A 14,666-nucleotide genomic window follows, 5' to 3' on the forward strand; every position below is an offset into this window, starting at 1 on the left:
CCTCGACCCGGACGCCATTCCGACTGACGTCGGTAACACAGGCGTTCTCGGAAAGCGGCTCGCCCCGGGCGTTGCTACCGTGGATCTTCACCGGCAGGACGATGCGTTCGCGTTGTTCCTGGCGTGCCATGCTCACCTCGATCCCGGACGTCGTGCTGCTACTGGGCGAGCACGTTCACTTCCACCGTCCGGTGTCCTGGTCCGCTAGGCCTAGTATGCGCTGCAGCGCCATATCCACCAGATAACCGAGGTACTCGGGGGATGGCTTTGGTAACCGATTTCCAGTTCGGGAGGGGCATTTCACTTCGGGAAACTGCCTATGGGCTAGAATCCTGTTTCTTGAGGAGCTGCATTCATGCCTTCCGAAAGCGGACGACCGGCCGCCTCTTCGTTCATCACCGCGGAGTACATCGAGCAGTTCCGCCGCGCCGCCCACCAGGCGGTGGATTGGACGGCGGAGTACCTGCGCGATCCGCGCAAGTATCCGGTGGTGTCGCAGATCAAGCCGGGGGAGCTGATCGATGCGCTGCCGGCGTCGGCACCCGAGCGGGGTGAGAGCTACGAGGCGATCCTGCAGGATTTCGAGAAACTGATCATCCCCGCGGTGACGCACTGGAACCACCCGGACTTCTTCGCCTTCTTCGCCATCAGCTCGTCGGCGCCGGCGATCATCGGGGAGCTGCTGACGGCGGCGCTCAACACCAACGGGCTGCACTGGAAGACTTCGCCGGCGCTGGCGGAGCTGGAGCAAGTGTCACTTTCCTGGCTGCGGCAGTGGATGGGGCTGCCGGGCGACTTTTTCGGGATCATCTACGACACGGCGTCGGTGGGCAGCCTGCACGCCATCGCGGCGGCGCGGGAGTTCGTGGACCCGACAGCGCATGCGCGCGGCAGCCTGGGCAACCTGGTGCTGTACACCTCCGACCAGGCGCATTCGTCGGTGGAGAAGGGGGCGATCGCGCTGGGGATCGGGCAGGACAACGTGCGCAAGATCGCCAGCGACGCGGAATTCCGCATGCGGCCGGAGGAGCTGGCGTCGGCGATCGAGCAGGACATCGGCGCCGGGCGGAAGCCGTTCTGCGTGGTGGCGACCATCGGCACGACCTCTTCGACCAGCGTGGACCCGGTGCCGGCGATCGCCGACATCTGCGAGCGGCACAGGCTGTGGCTGCATGCCGACGCGGCGTATGCCGGGATCGCGGCCATCGTCCCGGAGAGGCAGCACATCCTGAAAGGCTGCGAGCGGGCGCACTCCTTCCTGGTGAACCCGATGAAGTGGATGTTCGTCCCGGTGGACCTCAATGCGTTCTACACGCGGTATCCCGACATCCTGCGGCGTACGTTCTCGCTGACGCCGGAGTATCTGCGCACCGCGGGCGCGGAGCGTGAGATCAACCTGATGGACTACGCCATCCCGCTGGGACGGAGGTTCCGCGCCCTGAAGCTGTGGATGACCATGCGCTACTTCGGACGGGAGGGGATTGTGCGCATCCTGCGCGCCCACATGGAATGGGCGCAGCGGCTGGCGGGGCTGGTGGATGCCGAGCCGCAGTTCGAGCGGGTGGCGCCGGCGCCGTTCTCCGTGGTGTGCTTCCGCTACCAGGGCAGCGACGAGGAGAACCGGGCCATCGCGGAAAGGGTCAACGAGAGCGGGAAGGCATACATCTCACCGACGGTGTTGAATGGCCGGGTGACGCTGCGCATCGCCATCGGCAATCTCGGCACGACGTGGGAGGACGTGGAACGGTGCTGGGAGCTGGTGCGGGCGACGGCGGCTGCCCTCAGCGGCTAACGCCGCACCCCAATGAAGAACAAAAGCGGATCCCTCACGCCTGAAGGCGCTCGGGATGACACTAGTCTCGGTCGTGGCCGAGCTTTTCGCAGCCGTGTTCGGCGATGTGGTGGGCGATGCGCAGGGAGTTCTTCTGGATCTTGCGTTGCAGGAAGAGCTCGTAGTCGTTGGAGTGAGTGCTGCGGCTGCCGTCCCGACGGTCCTGCTTCTCGTGCTGCCGCGCCTGTTGCCGGCTGAGCCGGAGCTTTTCCTGCAAGTGCTTGGCTTCCTCGCGCAATCGGTCGATGTGCACGCAGCGGGCGGACGCCGCAACCGGGGTCGCCTGGGATGTCGCACAAGTCGCCATAAGAAGCTCGGGCCTGGGTCCGGGACCTGGGTACGGGGAGGACTTGTATCGTAGTACGGAGGCGGGCTGGCGGCAAGTCGGAGAAGAAGAAGCAGGTCCATCACGGAGACCTTGGGCTGAACCCAAGGCTACCAGCCGTTCGGGATGACACTAGCTGCCCAAGTCCTGGTGGAGGGCGGCTTCCAGCCGCTGCTGGTGTTCGCGGGCCAGTTTGCCCTTCTTGGCGGTCAGATAGAAGACATCGATCGCCATCTGTCCCTCGGTATCGATGAGGGCGATCTCGATGTTGCAGTGCTCGCGGGCCAGGCAGGAGGCGATGCGATGGAGCAACCCGGGGCGGTCCTGAGTGACGATCTGCAACAAGGTACTGCCGGAGGAGCTTTGATCATCGAACTCGATGCGGGTCTCCACCGACACCCGCACCTTTCCATTCTTGTCTCCCCGTAAGCGATCGCGCAACATGCGTTCCAGGTCGGCCTCACCGTGGAGGACGGCCGTGATGTCGCGCTTCAGGCGGTCCCACTCCGGCAGGTTCAGTTCGAGGGTGCGAAAAGGATCGGTGAAGTAGAAGGTGTCCACCACCGTCCCCGCCTCATTGGAGAAGGCATTGGCCTTGACGATGTTCATGCGCCAGGCGGCGAGCGCGCCGGTGATGGAGGCGAAGAGCCGGGGCCGGTCCTTGGTCACCAGCGTCAGCTCAAACCAGTGGCGGCCGCGCTTGAGGTCGAGTTGGACGCTTTCCTGACCGAGCGCGGCGGCGAGGTTGAAGTGCTGCAGGATAGCTTGCGGTGGGTAGGACTGCAGGTAGCGCTTGGGGAAGCCTTCGAGGAACGATTTGAGTTTCCTGGTCGCACTCGGGGCCAGGCTGTGCAGGCGTGCAAGGTATCCGCCGTCACCGTTGCCGTGGACACGCTCATCCAGGGAGCGGTTCAGGTGGGCAGAGGTGGCGATGTAGAGCTGCCAGATGTTCTCCGCTTTCCAGGGGGTCAGCGCCTCGAGGTTCACTGACTTGATGTCGGCGTAAGTGAGCAGGCAGAGCATCTTCAGCCGTTCGGGGGTTCCGATCTTTTCGGCGAAGGCGCGGATGGTGGCCGGGTCGAAGATGTCGCGGCGCAGGGCCTCTGAGAATTCCAGGTGACAGCGGATGAGGAAGCGGACGGTCTCGCGGTCCTCGGCATCGAGGTCCAGGCGGGCCAGGCAGCGGTCGGCGATCTCCAGGCTGGCATCGACGTGGCTCTCCGCCGCGAGCCCCTTTCCCGTGTCGTGCAGCAGCAGGGCGAGATAGAGCAGCTCCGGCTGAAGCAGTTCCTCGAGGATCTCGCGGTACCCTTTGTCCCACTCGGCCTGCGACTGGCGCAGGCGGTGGAGGTTTTCGATGGCCAGGAAGGAGTGCTCGTCCACGGTGAAGCGGTGGTGGAAATCGCGCACCACCAGGCAATCGATGGATTCCAGCTCGGGCAGGAGCAGGGTGAGCAGGCGGAGGGAATGCATGGCGCGCAGGGCGTCGGCGGCATGCGGCTGGACGAGGATCTCCCAGAGATGGAGCCACAACCCGGCGCCGCGGGGTGGCGTAGCGGCGAGCGCTGGCAGCACTTGCTCCACCTTCTGTTCCGTGGTGGCGCTGAGCTTGAGGCCGTGGTGCGCCAGGAAATGGAACATGCGCAGCAGGACGTCGGGATCCTGTAACGCCGATGACTGGCGCAGGTAGATGAGCCCGTCGACCACGGAGAAGTCGGCGTTGGAAAGGCGCGAGCGCCAGTTCTGGAATTGGCGGTGGAGGGAGGACCAGGCGGCGGGGACCTCGTCCAGCAACTGCAGGGCGATGCGGCGCACGGAGCGCGCATGCCCGAAGTACAGCTTCATCCACTGGGCTGCGCCCGGGGCCGCCGGCTGGGCGCCGCCGATGTTGCGGGCGGCGGCCTCGTCCTGCGCTTCCCAGGTGAGAGTGCTGTCGTCGCGGCCGTGACGGAAATGCAGGAAGCAGCGCACCGAGATCAGGAAATCAAGGGCTTCGTCGAGCTGCTTCAGGGCGCGCTCGCCCAGCAAGGTGCGCCGTTCCGGCCAATCGCGCAGCTTGTGCATGGCGGAGATGAGCGCCAGCCAGCAGGCGACGTTATGGTCGCGCAGCCCGCCCGGCGTCTCCTTCACGTTGGGCTCGAGGTGGTAAACCGTGTTCCCGAACTTGCCATGGCGGGCGCGTGTGACCTCGGCCAGGCCCTGCACCAAGCTTTGCGACTCGCGGACAACCAGCTTGGGGACCACCTCGTCATGCAAACGCCGGAAGACCCGCGGGTCGCCCGCCAGGTAGCGGCAATCGAGCAGAGAGATGGTGAACTCGACGTTGTCGGCGTCGAGGCGATCGCACTCGGCCAGGGTGCGCGTGGTCGGGCTCAAACGCATGCGCAGGTCCCAAAGCTCCTGGGAGAGCATCCTCACCGGATCCTTGAAAGACCGCTCGCTGTCGCCGTTAGCGTGAAGAAAAAGGAGGTCGATGTCGGAGTGGGGGAACAACCACCTGCGCCCGAAGCCGCCGAGGGCGACCAGGGCGAATCCTTCAGGGCCGTTCGGATGGGGAGAGATGATCTCCTGCCACAGGCGGATGGCGATGGCGTCCACCAGGGCGGTGCGCTGCTCCAGAGCCCGGCGGCCATCGCCGGAGGCGGCGAACTCCTCTTGGATGCGCGTCGAGGTCTGGCTGTGGAGGTCGCGCAAGCCGCCGCCCAGCTTGGGTGCCGTGGTCATGGCGGCGCCTCCGAGGCTTAGAGCGCGCCCTCGCCGCGCTCCTCGTTGCGGATACGGATGGCTTCGTCCACCCGGGAAAGGAAAATCTTGCCGTCGCCGATCTTGCCGGTGCGGGCGGCGGTCATGATGGTCTGGACCGCCTTCTCCACCATTTCGTCGGCCAGCACCATCTCCAGTTTGATTTTGGGGATGAGGTCCACGGTGTATTCGCGGCCGCGATAGAACTCGGTGTGGCCCTTCTGGCGGCCATGGCCGCGGGCCTCGAGGACGGTCATGCCCTGGACGCCGATCTCCTGCAAAGCGGTCTTGACGGCGTCCAGCTTGTGGCTCTGGATGATGGCTTCGAGCTTGGTCACGCCTGCGCCTCCCAGTAGTAGCCCTCTTCGCCGTGCTGGGTCTGATCCAGGCCCTGGATCTCGTGCGCGTCCGAAACGCGAAGGCCCACGGTCAGGTCCACGACCTTCAGGATGACGAGGGTGCCCACGATGGCGAGCGCCCAGGCGATGGCGATGCCGACGACCTGGTTCAACAACTGGCGCGCGTTGCCCTCGAGCAGCCCCGAGGCCAGGGGGTTGCCCTGGGCGTCGTGGAAGATCGGATTGATGGCGCTGCTGGCGAAGACGCCGGTCAGCAGCGCGCCGATGGTCCCGCCGGCGCCGTGGACGCCGAAGGCGTCGAGGGAGTCGTCGTACCCGAACCTGGCCTTTACCCTGGCCACCATCAGGTAGCAGAAGACGCCGGCGACGAATCCGATAGCCAGGGCGGGCATGGGGCCGACGAACCCAGCCGCCGGCGTGATGGCGACCAGACCCGCCACTGCGCCGGAGATGGCGCCGAGCGCGCTGGGTTTGCCGTTCCGAATCCACTCCGCGACGCTCCAGGCAACGACCGCGGCGGCGGCAGCGAAGTGAGTTGCCACGAAGGCGCTGGTCGCCAGACTGCCCGCCGCCAGCGCGCTGCCGGCGTTGAATCCGAACCAACCGACCCACAGCAGGCAGGCCCCGATGAAACTCAAGACCACACTGTGCGGCGGCATGGGTTCCTGCGGATATCCGAGGCGGCGTCCCAGATAGAGGGCGCAAACCAGCGCCGAGACTCCCGAGGTGATGTGCACCACGGTCCCGCCGGCGAAATCGAGGGTGGGGAATCGCCCGCCCAGTGCGGCGTTCAGCAGCCCGCCCTTGCCCCAGACCATGTGCGCCATCGGGTTGTAGACCAGGAACGACCACAGCGTCATGAACAGCACCACGGCGCTGAACTTCATGCGCTCGGCGAAAGCGCCGGTGATCAGGGCCGGGGTGATGATGGCGAACATGAGCTGGTAGACCATGAAGGTCTGCTGCGGGATGGTGGCGGCATAGGCGGCTTCCGGTTGCGCCCCGACGCCGCGAAGGAAGGCGTGCTGCAGGCCGCCGATCACGCTGCTGCCACTGCCGAAAGCCAGGCTGTACCCAACCAGCGCCCAGAGGACGGTGACCAGCGCCATCAGGGCGAAGCTCTGCATCATGGTGGCCAGCACGTTCTTCTTGCGCACCAGCCCGCCGTAGAACAGCGCCAAGCCGGGCCCGGTCATGAGCAGCACCAGGGCGGAACTCACCAGCATCCAGGCGTTGTCGGCGGAACTCTTGGCGTCAGCTGCCTGCTGCTCCAGTTTGGCCAGGCGCGCATCGGCCGCGCTTCCGCCTGGCGCCTGCGCGATGGCTGCCTGCGCACACGCGAGAAACAGGATGGCGGCTAAACCGAAAATGAGGGATTTTTGCATGGAAAACTTCAATCTACCTGCGAGCGACGCGGTACGGAAATCAAAACTACTTATCGCCGTGATTAGAAATTGTTATGGCCGATCGCGCCCAGGAGTCGGTAGTCAGGAGTCAGGAGTCAGCGACTGGCTGCCGACTCAAGACTCCTGACTCCTGTATCCGACAGGAATCACACGCCGTGACCGTAGCCCACCTCGGTGGCGGTCACGTGCTCGAGCCATTCCGCCGAGCGCGGATGGTGGCCGCGCACCACCTGATGGAAGTCCTCTTGCAATTGGCGGCAGACCGGGCCGGTACATCCGGCGCCGATGGGCCGAAAATCGATCTCGCGCAGGGCGATGACCTCGGCCGCGGTGCCGCACACGAAGACTTCGTCAGCGTTATAGAGCTGGTCGCGGGAGATGGGCTGCTCGACCAGGTCGATGTCGAGGTCGGCGGCCAGTTGCAGCAGCGTGTCGCGGGTGATGCCCTCCAGGATGGCGGCCGAAGGAGGCGTGTAGAGCACGCCATTGCGCACCAGGAAGAGGTTCTCCCCGGTGCATTCGGCCACGTACCCCTGGGGGTCGAGCATGATGGCTTCATCGAAGCCCAGGCGCACCGACTCGGTCTTGGCGAGCACGGAGTTGACGTAGTTGCCCGCGATCTTGGCCTTGGTCATGGTGGCGTTGGGATGATGGCGGGTGAAGGAAGCGGTATTCGCCCGCACACCCTTCTGCAGCGCCTCCTCGCCCAGGTAGCTCGACCACTTCCAGACCGCGATGCCGGCGTGCGGCACTCCCGAATCCAGGCTCAGGTTCCATCCGCCTTCCGCCAGGTAGATCAGCGGGCGGATGTAGCACTCGACGTATCCGTTGGCGGCCACCACTTGCTTGGTGGCCTCGGTCAGCTCTTCCAGGGAGAAGGGAAGGTCGATGAATCCCAGCACCCGCGCTGATTGCAGCAGGCGCTCCAGGTGGTCACCCAGGCGGAAGATGGCGGGGCCGTCGCTGGTCTTGTAGCAGCGGATCCCTTCAAAGACCCCGATCCCGTAATGCAGACCGGGCGTCAGAAAATGCAGCGTGGCTTCCTGGTACGGCAACAGCTTGCCGTTCATCCAAACGTATTGCGACGACTGGCTCATGGCTCTCCTCACCCCTGTAGATCTGGCCTGACGTTCACCGCGTCGAGGAAGGGCATCATCTTGCGCAACTCCGCTCCGACGCGCTCCAACAACTGTTCCTGCTCGCGGGCGCGCTGGGCCTTGAACCACGGCCGGCCCTGCTGGTTCTCCGCGATCCACTTTTTGGCGTAGGTGCCGTCCTGGATCTCGCGCAGCATCTGGCGCATCTCCCTGCGCGTCTCCTCGGTGATGATGCGCGGACCGCCGGTGTAATCGCCGTGCTCGGCGGTGTCGCTCACCGAGTAACGCATGTAGTTGAGGCCGCCGCGGTACATCAGGTCCACGATCAGCTTCAGCTCGTGCATGCACTCGAAGTAGGCGATCTCCGGCTGGTACCCCGCCTCGACCAGGGTCTCGAAGCCAGCCTTCACCAGGGCGCTGACGCCGCCGCACAGCACCGTCTGCTCGCCGAACAGGTCGGTCTCGGTTTCTTCGGTGAAGGTGGTCTCGATGACCCCCGCGCGGGTGACGCCCAGCGCCTTGGCGTAGGAGAGCGCCAGGGCCTTCGCCTGGCCGGTGGCATCCTGGTGGACCGCGAGCAGCGCCGGCGTGCCCTCGCCCTCGAGATAGAGCTCACGGACGCGGTGCCCCGGCGCTTTGGGCGCGATCATGGTGACGTCCACGTCTTTGGGCGGCTGGATGGTGCCGTAGCGGATGTTGAAGCCGTGGGCGAACATCAGCATCTTGCCGGGCTTGAGCTGGGGCGCGACGCACTTGGCGTAGAGCTCGGGCTGGGTGGTGTCGGGCGTGAGCAGCATGATGACGTCCGCCCAGGCCGCCGCCGGACCAACGCCCACCACCTCCAGGCCCGCGGCTTCGGCGGTCTTGCGCGAGCGGCTGGCGTCGTGCAAGCCCACGCGCACCGCCACCCCGCTGTCTTTCAGGTTGAGGGCGTGGGCGTGGCCCTGCGAGCCGTAGCCGATGACCGCCACCTTCTTCTTGCGGATCAGTTCCAGGTCTGCGTCCTGGTCGTAATACATCTTCGCCATTGCTTTGCTCCTCGCTGGTTACACCGAACACTGCACGTCTTCGGAGAAGTCGCTGTGCGCGGTTGTGGTCTGTGACTGGCCGGCAGCCGAAAAATACGATTTCGAGCCGCGCGACATGCCGACGCGGCCGGTGCGCACCATCTCCAGCACGCCGTAGGGGCGCAGGACCTCGAGCAGGCCGTCGATCTTGTCCTCGGTGCCGGTGATCTCGATGACCATGGACTCGGGCGCGACGTCCACCACCCGCGCGCGGAAGACGGTGACCAACTGCATCAGGTGGGTGCGCGAGTGCTCGTCGGCCGCCACCTTGATCATGGCCAGGTCGCGGAAGATGGCGGGCAGCGCGGTCACGTTCTGCACGTGCAGCACGTTGACCAGCTTGTAGAGGTAGGCCTCGATGCGCTGGGCCGCATGCTCGTCGGCCTCGACCGTGATGGTCATGCGCGAGACGCCCGCCTGTTCCGTGTGCCCCACGGTCAGCGACTCGATGTTGAAGGCCCGCCGCCGGAAGAGCGAAGCCACCCGGTTCAGCACGCCCGGCTTGTTCTCGACGTACACCACGAATGTGTTCAGCATCGTTGCCTCATTTCTCCGTTGTCGCCGGCACCCGCGGATCGGGACGCCGGATCATCTGGTGCAGGTCGGCGCCCGCCGGCACCATCGGGTACACCGTGTCTTCCTTCTCCACATGGAACTCGATCAGGCAGCAGCCCCGGTGTTCGCGCGCCGCCTGCACCGCCGGTCCGACCTCCGAGCGCTGGCGCACCGCCATGGCGCGCAGGCCGAAGGCTTCCGTCAGTTTCACGAAGTCGGGATTGCGGAGCGGGGTGGCGTGATAGCGGCGGTCGTAGAAGAATTCCTGCCACTGCCGCACCATGCCCAGGTAGCCGTTGTTGATGACGGCGATCTTGATGTCGATGTCTTCCTGGGCGACGGTGGCCAGTTCCGCCATGGTCATCTGGAAGCCGCCGTCCCCGACCACCACCCAGACCTCGGCGTCGGGCCGGGCGAACTTGGCGCCGATGGCGGCGGGCAGGGCGAACCCCATGGTGCCCAGGCCGCCCGAGGTGATGAGCGAGCGCGGCTCGGTGTGGTGGTAGTACTGCGCCTCCCACATCTGGTGCTGGCCGACGTCGGAGACCACCAGGGCGTGGCCGCCGGTCTCGCGCCACAGGTCATTGATGACGTGGGCGGCGTAGAGGTGGCCACTGTCGGGCAGGTTCTGGATGTCGCGCACGGCGCAGTCGCCCTTGGAGCGGCGGATGTGCGCCAGCCACTCGGCATGGTCGCCGGGGTCCACCTCGGCCACCAATTGCTCCAGCACCCGGCCGACATCGCCGACCAAGGCGGCGTCCACCTTGACGTTCTTGTTGATCTCGGCGCGGTCGATCTCGACGTGGATCTTGGCAGCGTGCTTGGCGTAGGTCTTCAGGTTGCCAGTCACGCGGTCGTCGAAACGCATGCCGAGGGCGATCAGCAGGTCCGCTTCCTGGATGGCGTGGTTGACCCAGGCTTCGCCGTGCATGCCCATCATCCCCAGGTTCAGGGGGTGGTGGGCGGAGAGGCAGCCGATGCCCAGCAAGGTCATGGCGATCGGGATGTCGGCCTTTTCCGCAAACAGACGCAGCGCCTCGGTGGCGCCGGAGAGCAGGAGGCCGTGTCCCGCCAGGATGAGCGGGCGCTTGGCATTGGCGATCAGGGTGAGGGCCTTCTCAAAGTCCGCCGGATCGCAGGCCAGCGGTGGACGGAAGCCCGGCAGTTGCGGTTCCGCCTTGTGCCAGTCGAAGTCGCACGAGCCCTGCTGCGCGTCCTTGGTGATGTCCACCAGCACCGGCCCCGGCCGTCCGGAGCGGGCGATGTGGAAGGCTTCGCGCAAGGTCCGTGCGACCTCGCTGGGATGAGTCACCAGCGCGTTGTGCTTGGTGATGGGGAGGGTGATGCCGGTGATATCGATCTCCTGGAAGGCGTCGGAGCCGATCAGCTTGCTGCCCACCTGGCCGGTGATGCAAACGATGGGGGAGGAGTCGAGCATGGCGGTGGCGATGCCGGTGACCATGTTGGTGGCGCCCGGCCCCGACGTGGCGATGGCCACACCCACCTCGCCGCTGGCGCGGGCGTAGCCGTCGGCCATGTGGGTCGCGCCCTGCTCGTGGCGGACCAGCACGTGGTGCACCGGATACTTCCAGATGGCGTCGTAGGTCGGGAGAATGGCGCCGCCGGGATAACCGAAGACGTGCTTCACGCCCTCGCGCACCAGGCATTCCCAGATGATCTCTGCACCGGTCTTTTTCATGGTCATTCCTTCCTAATCCGTCACTGCTCCCGTGGCCGCCGAGGAAACCAGGCGCGCGTACTTGGCCATCACGCCGCTGGTGTAGCGGGGCCTGGGCGCACTCCAGCCGGCCAGGCGGGCGCTGATCTCCCGATCCGGAAGCTCCACCCGCAGCTTGCGTTGGGTGATGTCGAACACCACGGTGTCGCCGTCGCGCAACGCGGCGATGGGGCCGCCACAGGCCGCTTCCGGAGCCACATGCCCGGCCATCAGCCCATGGGTCGCCCCGGAGAAGCGGCCGTCGGTCAGCAGGGCGACCGAGTCGCCCAGGCCCGCGCCGCGGATGGCCGCGGTCACCGCCAGCATCTCGCGCATGCCGGGGCCGCCGCGCGGACCTTCGTAGCGGATGACCACCACGTCCCCGGCTCTGACCTTGCCGCCCTGCACCGCCGCGAATGCCTGCTCTTCGCTGTCGAAGACGCGCGCGTGGCCGCGGAAGGCGAGCAGATCATGTCCAGCGACTTTCACCACGCAGCCGTCGGGGGCGAGGTTTCCTTTCAGGATCACGATGCCGCCGCTGGTCTTGAGCGGGTCCTGCAGTGGCCGCACGACTTGCTGGCCGGGGAGCTCGAGGGCGTCGGCCGCCTCCTCACCGATCGTCCGTCCGGAGACGGTGACAGCTTTCTTGTGAAGCAGTCCGGCATCGGCGAGCCGCCGGGCCACCAGCCGCGTGCCTCCCGCCTGGTACAGATCGGTGGCGACGAAGCGGCCACCGGGCTTGAGGTCGGCAAGCAGGGGCACGCGGGCGCTGATGCGATCGAAATCGTCGATGGTGAGAGCGACGTCGGCCTCGCGCGCGATCGCCAACAGGTGCAGCACGGCGTTGGTAGAGCCGCCGGTCGCCGCCACGCTGGCGATGGCATTCTCCAGCGCCTGGCGGGTGACGATGTCTCTGGGCCGGACATCCTTGGCGTAGAGCTGCATCAGCAACTCGCCGGCCTGGGCGGCAGCTTCCGCTTTCTCCATGTCCTTGGCGGGCACGCTCGAAACCGCCATGGGCGCAATCCCGAGGAACTCGCAGGCGGTGGCCATGGTGTTGGCGGTGAACTGCCCTCCGCAGGCGCCGGCGCCGGGACAGGCGCTGTTCTCCAGCGCCGCGAAGCGGGCATCGCTCATCTGGCCGCGGGCGTGGGCGCCGACCGCCTCGAAGACGTCCTGGATAGTCACCGAATGCCCTTCGAAGCTTCCCGGCGCGATGGAACCGCCGTAGAGCACCAGCCCGGGGACGTTCACCCGCAGCAACGCCATGACCGCCGCCGGGATGGTCTTGTCGCAGCCCACCAGCACGATGAGCGCGTCGAAAAGATTGCCGCGCGCCACCAGCTCGATGGAGTCGGCGATCACCTCGCGGCTGACCAGCGAGGCCCGCATGCCTTCCGTGCCCATGGTGATGCCGTCGGAGATGGAGACGGTGTTGAATTCCATGGGAGTACCGCCGGCGGCGCGGATACCGCGCTTGACGTGTGCCGCCAGCTCGCGCAGGTGGTAGTTGCAGGGCCCGATCTCGATCCAGGTGTTGGCGATGCCGACGATGGGCCGCTGCAGGTCGGCGTCGGTGAAGCCCGCGGCCTTCAGCATGGCCCGGGCCGGGGCCCGGCTGGGGCCGTCCGTGATCGCCCCGCTGCGCCTTTGGGATGCCGCCTCCTTGGCCGCCGGGGCCGGCTTGCGCCTACGCGCCTCCGGCAACCCGGAGAGGCTGGGAGATTCCCGCGGTTCGCCGAAGAAGTTGGGGCGCGGAGCTGGTTCGCGCGTGGCCATCAGGCCTCCTTCAAGAAAAGTGCCGACATCAATGAAAAAGCCCACTCGCCTTTGGCGGTGGGCTTGAACTTTTTCTTTCTTCTACTTAGCTCAAGTCCCGCCGGCCACAAGGGGTGAAATAGGCAGGAGAATGCCTACGCTAAGCAGCAGTACCCCAACCACGTTGTGGCCGATGCATGACATGAGAAAGATGACTATAACCTTAGGGGTACCGGGGCCGGATGCGGAACTTTCGATACGAACTATCGAAAAAATCAACAGTCGGTTGTGACGGCCGAACTTGCTATTCCGCGAACATCAGCTCCTTGGCGCGCTCGGCGGCCTTGACCACTGCCTTGATCAGGGTCACCCGCAGCTTGCCCTCCTCCAGTTCAAGGATGCCGTCGATGGTGCAACCGGCGGGGGTGGTGACCGCGTCCTTCAAGAGCGCTGGATGGTCCCCGGTCTCAAGCGTGACCTGGGCCGCCCCCAGGGCGGTCTGGGCCGCCATCAGGGTCGAGATGTGCCGCGGCAGGCCGACCTTCACGCCTGCCTCGGCCAGCGATTCCAGGATGATGTAGATGTATGCCGGGCCGCTGGCGGAGAGGGCGGTCACTGCATCCATATGTTTCTCGTCCACCACCACCGTCCGGCCGACGGTCTCGAAGAGGTGGCGGGCGATCTCGAGATGCGATTCATTGGCGTTCTGGCCCTTGCAGATCCCGGTCATCCCCGAGCCCACCATGCAGGGGGTGTTGGGCATGGCGCGCACCAGCGGGACGCCCGCGGGCAGGCGGCCCTGCATGTAGCTGGTCGGCACCGACGCCGCCACCGAGATGATGAGCTGGTCGCGGGTGACCTTGGAGCCGATCTCCTCCAGCACGGTTCCCACCGCCGGCGGCTTGACCGCGATCAGGATGATGTCGGCGCCGCGCGCTGCCGCCCGGTTGTCGGTGCCCACCGCGACGCCCAGCGCGACGCTCCGTGAGCGGGCGCTCTCCGCGTGCTGCACCGAGGCACGCACCCGGGACTTGGGCAGCCCCTTCCGCAGCAGAGCCTGCAGCAGGATGCTGCCGATCTTGCCCGCTCCGATCACCGCCACTCGTTTGTTCGCCAGGGCCGCGTCCAGCTTGGCCGCTGAGCCCTTGCCTTTGCCAGTCTTCTTCACAGCCCTCGTCCAACTTTCTTCCGCTCAGGGTCGCTCGTGGGAGAGAGCACCCGTCGAGCGGGACTCGATCACAGAAAAAGGTGCATGGAGCGTATCAGAATTCGGGACCGGACAAGAGAAGGACTGTGATTTCTGTCATTGACAGGCGGGCCGGCTCGCCATAACCTCCCGGGCAACTGCGGGGCGCCCGGCGCTGCGGCACCCCCGAGATCCACCTGGCAGGTGAGCGGCATGAAACCACTGGCGGTCGTCTTGCTAACTGCTTTTTTCGCCATCGCGCCCGCAAAGGCACAGCAAGGAAGCATCGGGTCGGCGTACGATGCCCCGGCGGTAAATCAAGCCATCGGCCCCACGCAGTTGGCGTCGGGGGTAGCATTCGAGATCGCCACCGCCTCGCGGGGGGAGGCCCCCGCTGCGCTGGCGCGACGGATCGTCAACGAAACCCTGCGCGAACTGGCCAACCAGCTCAATCCCAAGAATCCGCCCCGGATCCAGCTCAAGCTGGTGCTGCGGATGGGACAATCGCATCCTTATACAAAGACCCTCAGCGGGGTGGAGGACGGCTCAGAGATCGGCATGGTGAAGTGGGAGCCAAGACTGTTCGCGCGACTGGTGGCGCGGGCCGTCCGCAACAGTATCTT

12 protein-coding genes are annotated in these 14,666 nt (G+C 66.0%); 2 read left to right on the plus strand and 10 right to left on the minus strand.

From position 1 onward, the window contains the following. The first annotated feature begins 355 nt into the window (after nucleotides 1–355). Nucleotides 356–1,792, plus strand: coding sequence for a pyridoxal-dependent decarboxylase (locus VMS96_02260; GenBank protein HVP42223.1), 1,437 nt, complete (start codon nucleotides 356–358; stop codon nucleotides 1,790–1,792). Nucleotides 1,793–1,853: 61 nt separating this feature from the next. Here VMS96_02260 and VMS96_02265 read toward each other — a convergent pair whose 3' ends face one another. The 10 genes from VMS96_02265 to proC all read right to left on the minus strand — a co-directional run bounded on the left by VMS96_02265 (nucleotide 1,854) and on the right by proC (nucleotide 14,025). After that, nucleotides 1,854–2,138 (minus strand): hypothetical protein, encoded by a 285-nt coding sequence (locus VMS96_02265; protein ID HVP42224.1) that lies wholly within the window; start codon nucleotides 2,136–2,138, stop codon nucleotides 1,854–1,856. 150 nt (nucleotides 2,139–2,288) lie between these two features. Continuing rightward, nucleotides 2,289–4,880, minus strand: coding sequence for a [protein-PII] uridylyltransferase (glnD, locus tag VMS96_02270; GenBank protein ID HVP42225.1), 2,592 nt, complete (start codon nucleotides 4,878–4,880; stop codon nucleotides 2,289–2,291). Nucleotides 4,881–4,897: 17 nt separating this feature from the next. Then, nucleotides 4,898–5,236 (minus strand): P-II family nitrogen regulator, encoded by a 339-nt coding sequence (locus VMS96_02275; GenBank protein HVP42226.1) that lies wholly within the window; start codon nucleotides 5,234–5,236, stop codon nucleotides 4,898–4,900. Next, a complete protein-coding gene (locus VMS96_02280; GenBank protein ID HVP42227.1) occupies nucleotides 5,233–6,642 on the minus strand; it encodes an ammonium transporter in 1,410 nt (469 codons plus the stop codon). The genes VMS96_02275 and VMS96_02280 overlap by 4 nt, the downstream gene beginning before the upstream one ends. 167 nt (nucleotides 6,643–6,809) lie before the next feature. Continuing rightward, nucleotides 6,810–7,760 carry a branched-chain amino acid transaminase gene (locus tag VMS96_02285; protein HVP42228.1) on the minus strand — a complete coding sequence of 317 codons (951 nt, stop codon included), beginning with the start codon at nucleotides 7,758–7,760 and terminating at the stop codon, nucleotides 6,810–6,812. A gap of 8 nt (nucleotides 7,761–7,768) precedes the next feature. Continuing rightward, nucleotides 7,769–8,788 (minus strand): ketol-acid reductoisomerase, encoded by a 1,020-nt coding sequence (ilvC, locus tag VMS96_02290; GenBank protein HVP42229.1) that lies wholly within the window; start codon nucleotides 8,786–8,788, stop codon nucleotides 7,769–7,771. A gap of 18 nt (nucleotides 8,789–8,806) precedes the next feature. Beyond that, nucleotides 8,807–9,364, minus strand: a complete 558-nt coding sequence (ilvN, locus tag VMS96_02295; protein HVP42230.1) for an acetolactate synthase small subunit — start codon at nucleotides 9,362–9,364, stop codon at nucleotides 8,807–8,809. Between the two features lie 7 nt (nucleotides 9,365–9,371). Next, complete coding sequence (gene ilvB / locus VMS96_02300) at nucleotides 9,372–11,081, minus strand: biosynthetic-type acetolactate synthase large subunit (protein ID HVP42231.1); 1,710 nt, start codon at nucleotides 11,079–11,081, stop codon at nucleotides 9,372–9,374. 12 nt (nucleotides 11,082–11,093) lie between these two features. Beyond that, nucleotides 11,094–12,878, minus strand: coding sequence for a dihydroxy-acid dehydratase (gene ilvD / locus VMS96_02305; protein ID HVP42232.1), 1,785 nt, complete (start codon nucleotides 12,876–12,878; stop codon nucleotides 11,094–11,096). 283 nt (nucleotides 12,879–13,161) lie between these two features. Further along, nucleotides 13,162–14,025, minus strand: coding sequence for a pyrroline-5-carboxylate reductase (gene proC / locus VMS96_02310; protein HVP42233.1), 864 nt, complete (start codon nucleotides 14,023–14,025; stop codon nucleotides 13,162–13,164). 231 nt (nucleotides 14,026–14,256) lie between these two features. Between proC and VMS96_02315 the strand changes: the two genes are divergently transcribed. Further along, on the plus strand, nucleotides 14,257–14,666 hold a 410-nt coding region (locus VMS96_02315), incomplete at its 3' end, for a hypothetical protein (protein ID HVP42234.1).

The organism is Terriglobales bacterium, assembly GCA_035543055.1.
Taxonomy (GTDB): Bacteria; Acidobacteriota; Terriglobia; order Terriglobales; family Acidobacteriaceae; genus JAIQFD01.